The organism is Buttiauxella sp. (genome assembly GCF_049686335.1).
Taxonomy (GTDB): Bacteria; Pseudomonadota; Gammaproteobacteria; order Enterobacterales; family Enterobacteriaceae; genus Buttiauxella.
This window is the reverse complement of the sequence record NZ_JBAVHX010000014.1, coordinates 43,394-55,746: the sequence shown is the minus strand read 5'-3', so window position 1 is coordinate 55,746 and position 12,353 is coordinate 43,394. Positions and strand designations below refer to the sequence as shown.

At 50.5% G+C, this 12,353-nt stretch carries 12 protein-coding genes; 4 read left to right on the top strand and 8 right to left on the bottom strand.

The annotated features are described in order from the left end of the window. Positions 1-798, top strand: a 798-nt coding sequence (locus tag WBL83_RS12375; protein WP_424589426.1) for an RHS repeat-associated core domain-containing protein, incomplete at its 5' end; no start/stop codon positions are given. Positions 799-1,161: 363 nt separating this feature from the next. Here WBL83_RS12375 and yigL read toward each other — a convergent pair. Both yigL and pldB read right to left on the bottom strand, forming a co-directional pair. After that, entirely contained in the window at positions 1,162-1,968 is an 807-nt protein-coding gene (gene yigL, locus WBL83_RS12370) for a sugar/pyridoxal phosphate phosphatase YigL (protein WP_424589425.1), read from the bottom strand. Positions 1,969-1,999: 31 nt separating this feature from the next. Then, complete coding sequence (pldB, locus tag WBL83_RS12365; RefSeq protein WP_424589424.1) at positions 2,000-2,992, bottom strand: lysophospholipase L2; 993 nt, start codon at positions 2,990-2,992, stop codon at positions 2,000-2,002. Positions 2,993-3,071: 79 nt separating this feature from the next. On the opposite strand from pldB, the gene rhtB reads away from it, so the two are divergent. Beyond that, positions 3,072-3,692 (top strand): homoserine/homoserine lactone efflux protein, encoded by a 621-nt coding sequence (gene rhtB / locus WBL83_RS12360; RefSeq protein WP_424589423.1) that lies wholly within the window; start codon positions 3,072-3,074, stop codon positions 3,690-3,692. A gap of 15 nt (positions 3,693-3,707) precedes the next feature. Here rhtB and rhtC read toward each other — a convergent pair whose 3' ends face one another. The 3 genes from rhtC to pldA all read right to left on the bottom strand — a co-directional run bounded on the left by rhtC (position 3,708) and on the right by pldA (position 7,161). After that, positions 3,708-4,331 carry a threonine export protein RhtC gene (gene rhtC / locus WBL83_RS12355; protein WP_424589422.1) on the bottom strand — a complete coding sequence of 208 codons (624 nt, stop codon included), beginning with the start codon at positions 4,329-4,331 and terminating at the stop codon, positions 3,708-3,710. Positions 4,332-4,434: 103 nt separating this feature from the next. Further along, positions 4,435-6,261, bottom strand: a complete 1,827-nt coding sequence (gene recQ, locus WBL83_RS12350) for an ATP-dependent DNA helicase RecQ (RefSeq protein ID WP_424589421.1) — start codon at positions 6,259-6,261, stop codon at positions 4,435-4,437. 30 nt (positions 6,262-6,291) lie between these two features. Next, positions 6,292-7,161, bottom strand: a complete 870-nt coding sequence (gene pldA, locus WBL83_RS12345) for a phospholipase A (RefSeq protein WP_424589420.1) — start codon at positions 7,159-7,161, stop codon at positions 6,292-6,294. Between the two features lie 171 nt (positions 7,162-7,332). On the opposite strand from pldA, the gene yigI reads away from it, so the two are divergent. Continuing rightward, on the top strand, positions 7,333-7,803 hold the full coding sequence (gene yigI / locus WBL83_RS12340; protein ID WP_424589419.1) for an acyl-CoA thioesterase YigI: 471 nt from the start codon (positions 7,333-7,335) through the stop codon (positions 7,801-7,803). Positions 7,804-7,854: 51 nt separating this feature from the next. After that, positions 7,855-8,751, top strand: coding sequence for an EamA family transporter RarD (gene rarD, locus WBL83_RS12335; protein ID WP_424589418.1), 897 nt, complete (start codon positions 7,855-7,857; stop codon positions 8,749-8,751). A 77-nt stretch (positions 8,752-8,828) separates the two neighbouring features. Here the strand turns inward: rarD and corA are convergent, their stop codons facing one another. The 3 genes from corA to uvrD form a co-directional block, all read right to left on the bottom strand. Next, positions 8,829-9,779 carry a magnesium/cobalt transporter CorA gene (gene corA, locus WBL83_RS12330; protein WP_034492179.1) on the bottom strand — a complete coding sequence of 317 codons (951 nt, stop codon included), beginning with the start codon at positions 9,777-9,779 and terminating at the stop codon, positions 8,829-8,831. 164 nt (positions 9,780-9,943) lie between these two features. Beyond that, a complete protein-coding gene (gene ysgD, locus WBL83_RS12325; RefSeq protein WP_370451543.1) occupies positions 9,944-10,000 on the bottom strand; it encodes a YsgD/CorL family protein in 57 nt (18 codons plus the stop codon). Between the two features lie 148 nt (positions 10,001-10,148). Then, positions 10,149-12,311, bottom strand: a complete 2,163-nt coding sequence (uvrD, locus tag WBL83_RS12320; protein WP_424589417.1) for a DNA helicase II — start codon at positions 12,309-12,311, stop codon at positions 10,149-10,151. Positions 12,312-12,353: the final 42 nt, after the last annotated feature.

The window sequence follows — 12,353 nt, the reverse complement described above, 5'->3', positions numbered from 1 at the left end:
GAACTGAGGAGAAACCAGCTCAGCGAAGACACGAGACAGTTCCTCAGCGCCACCGGTCTGAAGGCCGAAAACCTCGCCCTGTGGCTGGAGCCGGAAGCGGAAAACGACCGCAAAATCCACCTCTACCACTGCGACCATCTGGGCACGCCGCTGGCACTGGTGGATCGCGAGGGGAATATCGACTGGCATATCACCCTCGACCCGTGGGGCAACGTCCTCAGCGAAAACAATCCGCAGCAACTGTATCAACCACTGAGAATGCAGGGCCAGCAATACGATGAAGAATCGGGGCTGCATTATAACCGGCACCGTTATTATGACCCGGCTCAGGGACGGTATATCAGTCAGGATCCAATCGGGTTGGCGGGAGGGTGGAATATTTACGCTTACCCATTAGAACCTTTGCTATTTGTGGATCCCTTAGGTTTAGCTGAAATCTGTTCAAGACCTCTCAAAGGTTCAGGCGGTTTAAGGACATCAGGTAGTACAGGTATCGACTTAGGTCTTTTTCATGAGCATATATTTTTCGATGATGGGACTGATATTGGTTACGGCGCAGATCACGGCCTATTTAGCGAACCCAAAACAAATGAGTATATATGTAAGAAAAATAAATATGATGATGAAAGAATGAAAAAAGCAGTTGAGATGATTGAAAATAAACCAGACAACGAGCTCTTCCCAAATAAAGGAAAACAATATAGCGACAATAACTATGGATTTATATTAAATAATTGCCAGGATTTTGTGAGTGACGTTTTGAATGAATACGAAAATCAAAAAGACGGAAAGAAATGAAAGACTTCCTTAAAAGAATAATTATTGCAGACATAGCCATACTGTTAGGGCAAGCTGTAGCATTGCTAACATTATTATACTTCCAACACTCTGACGTAAACATATTTAATGTGATTGTTTATTTTATCTTTGTAATGGATGATAAAAACATTCTTTTTTTAACCTTCCCGTTTGTAATATTTTTTCATTACTTATATTTAAGTATGAAATCAAAAAGTAAAAATTTATGCACTTTCCTTATTGCTGCATTAAATTTTATCTTAATATATTTTTTGTGTTGGATAGAAATGCTTCTACTAATTGCCAACGATAATTAGAATGTAGAAAGCCCATAAATTATATTATGGGCTTTCACGTGATTTTTTAATCCTTACCTAAAAACATCTTACGCAGGTAATGCGGAACCGCGTTATCGGCGTTGGTGCCAATCACTTCCAATTCTGGCAGCAAATCTTTCAGGCGCTGATGGGCGTTCGCCATGATGCAGCCTTTACCTGCCATAGAGAGCATTTCCTGGTCGTTCATGCCATCGCCAAAAGCGATGCACTCTTTCAGGCTGTAACCCATTGCTTTAGAGACTGCTTCCAGCGCGTGGCCTTTGGAAACCCCGCCCGCCATTACTTCCAGGCAGGTGAGTGTTGAGAAGCTTACATTCACGCGGTCACCCCAACGGGCGATCAACGCTTGTTCAAGCGGCAGCAATTTTTCGTGCGAATCGCAGGTGAAGAACACTTTGCTGACGCCGTCGGCATCTAACAAACCTGGCTCAAACAGGGTGTAATTAAATACGGCCTCTTTAAAATATTTCATCTCTTCAGGGCGATGACGGTTCATAAACCATTCGTCGCCGCGATAGACGTTGGTCACGATATCGGGACTATTATGCACAACACCAAACAGATCATGGGCGATATCCTGGTCAAGATCGTGGCTGAACACCAGGTTGCCGTCAGTATCATGCACACGCGCACCGTTGGAGGTGATCATGTAGGCTTTGATTTCGAGGTTATCGCGGATTTGCCCCACATCGATATGGTGACGGCCCGTGGCAAAGACGAAATGGACACCTTCCGCGGTGAGCAATTTCAGCGTTTCTTTGGCGTACGGGGTAAGCAGGTGATCGGGGGACAACAACGTGCCATCTAAGTCAGACGCAACGACATGGTACATAGGATTTGGAACCTCTGGTGTTGAATTCAGATTAATTATGCCTATCGAAAAACGCGATAATGGCATTCAGCGCTTCAGTCCGCATATCGTCCTTTTCGAACAGGATCTCATGATACGCACCGTTTATGACGTAAGGTTTTTCCCCCTCACAAGGGTTGCCCGCCGCGGCTCGAAGTTCACAGAATTGGTCATGCGCACGATTATCAACGACGCGTTCCTCTTCTGCCTGCAGGATAAAAATCGGCGTGGTAATGGCAGTGGCCCCTGCTAAAACCTGTTCTCCTGCGAGTATCCCTTCTCGTACCCAGTGATTCGTTGGCCCCCCCACCCGCAATGCTGGCTCGTCAGCATAAAAACGTAGGTTACGGCGGTAACGTTCACGGCTATGGGTCAGGACATTAACGCTAAATGGTAATGCGCGCCAGCGGCCTGTTCCGATTGCATATCCCTCACGAAAACGTTGATGACCTTCCGCCCAGTCAAGAATGTGGCGAACCATCCAGTCAGGCCAGCGCAAGGCGATGCCAAACATAGGTGCACACAGCGCAACGGCATCAAAGCATTGTGAGTGTTTTTCCAGCCACAGCGTGATAATCGCTCCGCCCATGGAATGCGCTAACGCGTAGCGTTTTCTCCATGGTCCTGCGGCGACTTCATGCTGATAAAAACGATCAAAATCGTCGACATAGTCGCTAAACTTCGCTACATGGCCGCGATGTGAATCCGATAGCATGCGCCCGGAACGCCCTTGCCCACGATGGTCGATGATTAAAATATCGAATCCACAATGGAACAAGTCATAAGCCAATTCAGCATATTTGACGTAGCTTTCGATACGCCCAGGACAAACAACAATCACCCGATCGTGATTCTCCGAGCGAAACCGTACATAGCGTACTGGCACTTCGTCGACGCCTGAAAATTCACACTCTTCGCGCTGACGCCAGAAGTCCATTAAAGAACCCGTGGTGAAAGCCGCAAAGGCATTTTCCCTGGTTAACCATCCATTTTTATGCTGAGTCATTTCGCTTTTTTGTGATTCGTAGCACGCTCATCAACAATAGCGTATTGTGGCATAAAAGTGTTCGATCAGGGAATTTCACATGAGCGTTGAGTGGTGGTTAACCTATCTTCTGACCACGATAATTCTGAGTCTTTCACCCGGTTCCGGGGCGATTAATACCATGACCACCGCCATCAGCCATGGCTATCGTGGCGCAGCTGCGTCTATTGCAGGTCTGCAAACCGGTCTGGCAATTCATATCGTGCTGGTAGGTATTGGCCTGGGGGCAATCTTTTCGCATTCATTGCTGGCGTTTGAAATACTGAAATGGGCCGGTGCTGCTTATCTTGTTTGGTTGGGCATTCAGCAATGGCGCGCCGCAGGGGCGATTGATTTAAATACCATAGCCGCCAGCCAGCCACGTAGCCGCCTGTTTAAGCGTGCGATTTTTGTCAATCTGACCAATCCGAAGAGCATTGTGTTTCTCGCGGCACTTTTCCCGCAATTTATCGCCCCCCATCAGCCACAAGCGGCGCAGTATTTGATACTCGGCGTCACCACGGTGGTGGTCGATATTATTGTGATGATTGGCTATGCGACGCTTGCGACGCGAATTGCGGGCTGGATCAAAGGACCACGTCAGATGAAAGCGCTGAACCGCGTGTTTGGTTCACTGTTCATGCTGGTTGGCGCACTCCTCGCGGGAGCACGCCAGGCCTAACTTTTGAGCGGAACTTTAGCGGGAAATAATCAGGTGGATACCGAATCCGGCGAACAGAGCACCGGCCACACCGTCAATCCATTTCGCAAGGCGCTGGTAACCCCGGCGCATTTGCGGCAATGCGAACAAGCTGGCAACAACGGTAAACCAGACAAAGGTTTCCAGAGCAATCATAACGAATAACCCCCAACGCTCTGCGCTGCCAACATCATTGCTGACAAACAGTGAAAACACGCTGCCGAAATAAATGATGGCTTTAGGATTCGAGAGATTAGTCAGCAAGCCCTTCAGGAAGCTACGTCCGCTGCGAGCCAACTCAACACTGACCTCTTCCGTCGGCTTACCCGTTTCTTTTTTGAAGGCACTGCGCAGCATCTGATAACCCATCCAGCACAGATATAAACCGCCGCCGACCATAATAATACTGTGTAGCCACGCCATTTTTTCGAGGATCAGATTAAGGCCGAGCAGCGCCACTCCTGACCAAACCATTACGCCGCCGGTAATGCCCAACACGCCCATCATGGCTTCTTTACGGGAACGGCTAACCGCGGTCTGTGAAACAAAAAAGAAGTCAGGGCCGGGAGTGACCAACGCAACGATATGCAATACCGCCACGGTCAGAAAAAGCGTCAACATAGGAAATAACTCGCTGGATTATTATCTGGAGAATAACTATACCCTAAATAACTCGAGTTGCAGCCAACACCCCTGCAGCTTGAAGAATGACGGGTACTGGCTACTACTCATCTTCGCCATCCACATGGCTGCGAATAAGTGCCATGAACTCACGACCAAAGCGTTCGAGCTTACGCGTACCCACACCGTTCACTCCCAGCATTTCACCTGGCGACAGTGGCATTTGCTCGGCCATTTCGATCAAGGTGGCGTCGTTGAACACCACATAAGGTGGGATGTTTTCTTCATCGGCAATGGCTTTACGCAGCTTGCGCAGTTTGGCGAACAGCTTGCGGTCGTAGTTCCCGCTGAAGACTTTCGGGCTGGATTTCGATTTGATGGCCACAATGCGCGGCACCGCCAGCATTAACGGTTCTTCGCCACGTAAATATGGGCGAGCCGCGGCGGTGAGTTGCAAAGCGGAGTGCTGAGCGATGTTTTGCATCACCACGCCGAGGTGAATCAACTGGCGGATAACGCTGACCCAATGTTCGTGCGTCTGGTCACGGCCAATACCGTAGACCGGCAATTTGTCGTGTTGTAAATCGCGGATACGCTGGTTGTTAGCGCCACGCAGGACTTCAACCACATAACCCATACCAAAGCGCTGATTGACGCGATAAATACACGACAGCGCTTTTTGTGCGTCCACCAGCCCGTCGTAACGGCGCGGGGGATCGAGGCAAATATCACAGTTGCCGCAAGATTGCTGGCGACCTTCGCCAAAGTAATTGAGCAACACCAGGCGACGGCAAGTTTGCGCTTCGGCAAATGCTCCCATCGCATTGAGTTTGTGGCGCTCAATATCCTGTAATTGCCCTAGGGGTTTTTCTTCTAAGCATTTGCGAAGCCAGGCCATATCAGCCGGGTCGTAAAACAACATGGCTTCCGCCGGCAGGCCGTCACGCCCGGCGCGCCCTGTTTCCTGATAGTAGGATTCGATATTGCGCGGGATGTCGAAGTGGGCGACAAAACGCACGTTAGGCTTATTGATGCCCATGCCAAACGCCACGGTCGCGACCACGATTTGCAGGTCGTCACGCTGGAATTTTTCCTGAACTTCAGCACGCACCTGATGCTCAAGCCCGGCGTGATAAGCACCAGCGCTGATCCCTTTGCTTTGCAAACGTGCAGCGGTATCTTCGACTTTGGCGCGGCTGTTGCAGTAGATAATGCCGGATTTGCCACGCTGTTCTTGCACGTAGCGCATCAGCTGATCGAGAGGTTTAAACTTCTCCATCAGCATGTAGCGAATGTTGGGGCGGTCAAAACTGCTGATCTCGATGAACGGGTCGTGCAGACCTAACAGACGAACAATGTCAGCACGAGTCGTGTCGTCAGCGGTAGCCGTGAGGGCGATAAACGGTACCGTGGGCAGGCGCTCACGCAACTGCCCCAGTGCGGCATATTCAGGTCGGAAATCGTGACCCCATTGCGAAATACAGTGCGCTTCATCGACCGCCACCATCGAGAGATGCCAATGGCTGATTTGATCGATGAAGTTATCCATCATCAATCGTTCGGGGGCGATGTAGAGCAGACGAATTTGCCCAGTGCGGCACCCCGCGAGCACCTCTTGTTGCTGTTCGCGGCTTTGCGTGGAGTTAAGACAGGCCGCCGCCACACCGTTTGCCAGCAGTTGATCGACCTGGTCTTTCATCAGCGAAATCAGCGGGGAAACGACGACAGTCAACCCGCCAAATACCAATGCCGGGATTTGATAGCACAGCGATTTGCCACCGCCAGTCGGCATGACAACCAGGCAATCACGACCATCCAGCACCGTTTCGATGATGGTTTCCTGACCCGGGCGGAACTGTTGATAGCCAAAAGTATCCTGCAAAACCTGTCTGGCCAGCACTGCCTGATTAATTACTTCCGCCTGAGTCACGCTTTCCCCACCACAAAAACCGCCGAATTTTTAGAACAGATCGTTAAGCATAACGCCGACACCAAAGCGTGTCTGGTTAAAGTTGTAATCAATTAATGATTCGCCATAGCCACTGTACAATTGGCTATACAGACGAACGTGTTTAGTGACCGGATAACTAAAGCCTAATTCCGCGCCGCCATAACCGGTATTCCAGTTGTACTGGCCCTTCATGCTCAGAATCGCATCGCCAAATTGGTAGCCCACTCGCAGCTGGTAGTAGCCCATATATTTGGTGATATCAGGGTTATCTTCGGTGTTGCCAATCACATACCACGGCTTCGCTTCCACCATCCAGTTGCCGTTTTCCGCCATCAGACGCGCATATAAACGGTTCCAGCTACGGGAAGTCGGGTCTGAACGGCCATTGGAATCGTGATTATAACCAAATTCGACATCACGTAATGTCCAACCAGCGAAGGATTCATCTGTCGCGAAACCGAGGAAAACTTGCGGCTCGTAGTTGGTTTCACGGAAAGGTGCAGACTCAGCACTGTTGGATAACTGCCACCAGGATTTCTGAGTGTAGGACGCGCCCAACACCGAGTTTGACCCCAGAATGCCACGCCAGATGGGGAACGCGAGGCTAAGCTGGAATTTCACTTCGTCTTTTCTGGCGTTATCAGACCAGTTGTACGTTTCAATCGCTTCTTTATTGAGGTCGTCTGTCACCGTATAAAGTAAATAGTTGGTTTCATACGGATAAAGTGTAAATGGATTATCGTGCTCCAGAAGCATATTGGCGATAATGCTGCCGCGAACAGCAGGCTTATCATGCACTTTTTTAATCGTTGCTTCTTGTGCGTAAGCAGTCAGAGGCAACAGGCTTGCGGACACCAACCATCCCAGAAACTTGCGCATTAGCAATATTCTCCTGAACTAAAAGGTTTCAAATTATTTTCTCAGACACATTCTACATAGATATGGATGTGCAAGCTCTGTCTACATTTCTTAAAGTGGAAATCAACGATTTCGAAGCATAATATAAACAAGCCATTAACATACTGACTTTGTTTTGATCGAGGATGATCCATGTCTACCCCATTTCTGACCCCGGAAGCCGCCCTGCAATTGGTCGGTGAGATTTTTGTTTATCACATGCCGTTTAACCGCGCGCTGGGTCTGGAACTCATACGATACGAAAAAGACTACGCTGAACTCAGCTTTAATAATCAGCCGATGATGGTCGGGAATTGGGCGCAAAGTATTTTGCATGGGGGAGTCATTGCTTCTTCTCTGGACGTCGCGGCCGGCCTGGTTTGCGTCGGTAGTACGCTGACTCGCCACGACAGTATTAGCGAAGAAGAACTGCGTCAGCGGCTGTCGAAAATGGGCACTATCGACTTACGTGTCGATTACCTGCGTCCGGGGCGTGGACAACGCTTTACCGCCAGCAGCAGCCTGCTGCGGGCCGGGAATAAAGTGGCGGTTGCTCGTGTGGAATTACATAACGAAGATCAACTGCATATCGCCAGTGCCACCGCTACCTACATGGTGGGGTGAAGTCGTTATAGCTGATACAATTAGGACACTATTGATCAACGAGTTCTTTTCATGGATGCGAAACAGACCCGCCAGGGCGTGTTACTTGCGCTGGCGGCGTATTTTATTTGGGGCATCGCGCCTGCTTATTTCAAATTAATCCACTACGTTCCAGCTGATGAAATTCTCACACACCGTGTGATTTGGTCATTCTTCTTTATGGTGGTGTTGATTAGCCTGAGCCGCCAATGGTCGCAGGTGAAAAAATCCTGTCAAAACCGCAAGAAGGTTTTTGCCATGGCACTGTCTGCGGTGCTTATCGGCGGGAACTGGCTGCTATTTATCTGGGCGGTGAATAACAACCACATGCTTGAAGCGAGCCTTGGCTATTTCATTAACCCGTTAGTTAACGTGCTACTGGGGATGATCTTCCTGGGTGAACGGTTCCGCAGAATGCAGTGGGTTGCTGTAGCGCTGGCAGGTTGTGGTGTTCTGGTGCAGTTATGGACATTTGGCTCTTTGCCCGTTATCGCCCTCGGTCTGGCATTCAGCTTCGCGTTTTACGGGCTGGTGCGTAAGAAAATCGCCGTTGATGCACAAACCGGTATGTTGGTTGAAACGCTCTGGCTGCTGCCGATTGCTGCTATTTATCTGTTCGGCTTTGCCGATAGTTCGACCAGCCATATGGGGCAAAATCCAATGTCGCTGAATTTACTGCTGATCGCGGCGGGCGTTGTCACCACCATTCCATTACTGTGTTTCACTGCAGCGGCAACACGCTTGCGCCTCTCGACACTGGGTTTCTTCCAGTACATTGGCCCGACGTTGATGTTCCTGCTGGCGGTGACCTTCTACGGTGAAGTGGTGGGCAAAGATAAGTTGCTGACATTTGGCTTTATCTGGGCGGCGCTGGCATTGTTTATTCTTGATGCGGTTTATACGCAGCGTAAGCTGCGCAAAATAGCCTGACGGTGGATGACGCTAGCACCATCCTGGATTGTTCCCCTCACCCCGGCCCTCTCCCCAAAGGGGCGAGGGGGAAAACATTACAACCAGTTCTTACGTTTGAAGTACAGGTACGGCGCAAGCCCGGCCAGGATCATTACGATAATCGCCGCAGGATAACCGAAGCTCAGTTTTAGCTCAGGCATAAACTCGAAGTTCATCCCGTAGCTGGACGCCACAAGCGTAGGCGGCAGGAACACGACGGATACCACCGAGAAGATCTTGATGATGCGGTTCTGCTCGATGTTGATAAAGCCCATCGCCGCCTGCATCAGGAAGTTAACCTTCTGGAACAACGATTCGTTGTGTGGCAACAGGGATTCGATATCGCGCAGGATTTCACGCGCCTGCTCAAGCTGCCCACTCGGTAAACGCGCTTTACGCACCAGGAAGTTAAGGGCGCGTTGGGTATCCATCAGACACAAACGCACTTTCCAGCCGATATCTTCCAGTTCTGCAAGCGTGGAAAGCGCGGCGTCATATTCATCGCCCTGATGCCCTTCCATAATCACGCGGCTGAGTTTTTCGAGGTCGCTATAAATATTTTCGATTTCATCTGCCAGCTGTTCGATTTTGGTTTCAAACAGATCGAGCAGTAATTCGTAAGCGTTGCCATCAACCATGTTCTGGCTACGGGCACGCATACGATAAAGGCGGAATGCAGGTAATTCACGTTCGCGCAGCGTAAACAGGCGGCCTTCACGGATGGTGAATGCCACGGTGCTGTTACCTGCGTGATCGTCTGCATCTTCATAAAAGAAGAATGAGTGAATGTGTAAACCGTCTTCGTCTTCAAAGAAACGCGCGGATGCTTCGATGTCTTCCAGTTCCGGGCGAGTCGCCAGGCTTTGTCCAAGTTCCGTTTGCACGCGCTGCCGCTCAGACTCTTCAGGCTCAACCAGATCAACCCACACGGAATTGCTCAGGTTATCGGCCTCATCTAATTCGAGACGGGACAGACGATTGTTTTCCAGTTGAAATGCGCTCAGCATGACCGGTACTCCCAATGCAAAAAAATATCAGGGACAGTTCGGTTGGCACACAGACAGAAACGAAATAGGTTTCAGACCATTAAAAAGTCTGACTCACTGCGACGGGATATGCGAGATATGGGGTCGCCGACAACCACTAAGGCTATCAGCATAAGAGGATAGCCTTAGAAGTTGTACCTGGATGACAGGTAATTGAGCCAGTATTTACTGGGTGTGTCCAAGGCGAGTGTCCTCTTAGCGTAATCGTGCGCGCATGTTACGCCACCACAAATATGGCGTCAACACGCAACGGGACACCATGGACTAATTAATTCCCGTGGTGTTTATAGGGTAGCAAATGTGTAAAAAACCATGAGATTTTTCGATAACTTAGACCGTTTCCAGGCGCGCATAAGCGGCCACTAACCACTTAATTCCCTGCCCCGGGAATGCCACCTGAACCCGGCTATGTTCACCACTGCCTTCCAGATTAACAATAGTGCCTTCACCAAACTTCGCATGGCGCACACGCTGACCCAGGCTAAACCCAGAATCATTCTCGGAGATAGGTGTTCCCATACGTTGATGGCTAACCGGACGGCTGATGCTGGCTCGCAAGCGAACTTCTTCTACACAGTTTTCAGGTAGTTCACCAATGAAGCGTGATGGACGGTGATACACCTCTTTGCCATACAGACGACGCGTTTCGGCGTAAGTGATAGTGAGTTTTTGCATCGCACGCGTCACGCCGACATACGCCAGGCGACGTTCTTCTTCCAGGCGCCCGCCTTCATCCAGCGACATCTGGCTTGGGAACATGCCTTCTTCCATGCCGACGATAAACACCTGTGGGAACTCCAGACCTTTCGCCGAGTGCAACGTCATTAATTGCACCGCGTCTTGCCAGGTATCGGCTTGCCCTTCGCCCGCTTCAAGCGCCGCATGAGACAGGAATGCCTGCAATGGCATCAGGTCTTCGTCTTCATCCTGGTAACTGAACTGGCGCGTTGCCGTAACAAGTTCTTCTAAGTTTTCGATACGCGTCTGGCCTTTCTCGCCCTTCTCTTGCTCGTACATCACCATCAGGCCCGAGTCTTTAATCACCCGGTCGGTCTGGACGTGCAGCGGCATATCAATGGTTTCATGGGCCAGCGCGTCGATAAGCTCCATAAAGCGTTGCAGCGCTGAAGCCGCACGCCCCGCCAGCGCTTTTTCTTGCAGGAGCAAACGACAGGATTGCCACAAAGTCAGTTGTTTATCGCGCGAAGTCTGGCGCACGACATCTAACGTGCGATCGCCAATGCCACGCGTTGGGGTGTTAACCACGCGCTCGAATGCGGCGTCGTCATTACGGTTGGCAATCAAACGCAGATACGAGAGCGCATCTTTGATTTCCTGGCGTTCGAAGAATCGCATCCCGCCGTAAATACGGTACGGCATGCTGACCTGCAATAACGCTTCTTCCAGAACACGCGACTGGGCGTTGCTACGGTAAAGAATGGCGCATTGCTCAAGCGCCCCGCCATTTTCCTGCCATGTCTTGATACGATTAACCACGAAACGGGCTTCGTCGAGCTCGTTAAAAGCACAGTAAAGTGAGATAGGTTCGCCGTCGCTGCCATCTGTCCATAGCTCTTTACCCAGACGACCTGAGTTGTTGGCAATCAGGGCGTTGGCGGCATTCAGGATGTTGTTGGTGGAACGGTAGTTTTGCTCAAGGCGAATCGTTTGTGCGCCAGGGAAATCCGTCAGGAAGCGTTGGATGTTCTCAACCTGCGCGCCACGCCAGCCATAAATGGACTGGTCATCATCACCCACGATCATCACTTTGCCGGTATCGCCCGCCAGCATCCGGATCCACGCGTACTGAATGCTGTTGGTATCCTGGAATTCGTCCACCAGAATGTTGGTGAAGCGTTCGCGATAGTGATTAAGAATGTGCGGTTTGTTCAGCCACAGCTCATGAGCACGCAGCAGCAGCTCGGCGAAATCCAGCAAACCCGCGCGGTCACAGGCTTCCTGATAGGCCTGATAAACTTTCTGCCAGGTTTGTTCTACTGGATTGCCATAACTTTCAATGTGATGTGGACGTAACCCTTCGTCTTTCTTGCCATTGATAAACCACATAGCCTGGCGTGCAGGCCACTGTTTGTCATCAAGATTCATGGCTTTGATCAGGCGTTTTAACAGGCGCAGCTGATCTTCGCTGTCGAGGATTTGGAAATCCTGCGGCAGATTCGCATCCATGTGATGCGCGCGCAGCAAGCGATGTGCAAGGCCGTGGAAAGTACCGACCCACATCCCTCCCTGGCTGGTTCCCATCAACTGGCCAATACGGTGGCGCATTTCTGCTGCCGCTTTGTTGGTAAACGTCACTGCCATAATGGAATACGGCGAGCAATTTTCGACGCTAATGAGCCAGGCAATACGGTGAACCAATACGCGTGTCTTACCACTGCCCGCTCCAGCCAGCACCAGCATGTTGCTGCGCGTGGCTGCGACGGCTTCGCGCTGTTTATCGTTAAGGCTATCTAGCAGGTAAGAAACGTCCATTGGCACCGCCGTTGAGGAGATAAAAATATACTGTGATTTTAT

Coding starts and splice junctions, on each gene's coding strand:
- rarD (WP_424589418.1), top strand. CDS start 7,855: ATGGATGCGAAACAGACCCGCCAGGGCGTGTTACTTGCGCTGGCGGCG.
- corA (WP_034492179.1), bottom strand. CDS start 9,779: ATGCTGAGCGCATTTCAACTGGAAAACAATCGTCTGTCCCGTCTCGAA.
- pldA (WP_424589420.1), bottom strand. CDS start 7,161: ATGCGCAAGTTTCTGGGATGGTTGGTGTCCGCAAGCCTGTTGCCTCTG.
- yigI (WP_424589419.1), top strand. CDS start 7,333: ATGTCTACCCCATTTCTGACCCCGGAAGCCGCCCTGCAATTGGTCGGT.
- pldB (WP_424589424.1), bottom strand. CDS start 2,992: ATGACTCAGCATAAAAATGGATGGTTAACCAGGGAAAATGCCTTTGCG.
- rhtC (WP_424589422.1), bottom strand. CDS start 4,331: ATGTTGACGCTTTTTCTGACCGTGGCGGTATTGCATATCGTTGCGTTG.
- uvrD (WP_424589417.1), bottom strand. CDS start 12,311: ATGGACGTTTCTTACCTGCTAGATAGCCTTAACGATAAACAGCGCGAA.
- rhtB (WP_424589423.1), top strand. CDS start 3,072: ATGAGCGTTGAGTGGTGGTTAACCTATCTTCTGACCACGATAATTCTG.
- yigL (WP_424589425.1), bottom strand. CDS start 1,968: ATGTACCATGTCGTTGCGTCTGACTTAGATGGCACGTTGTTGTCCCCC.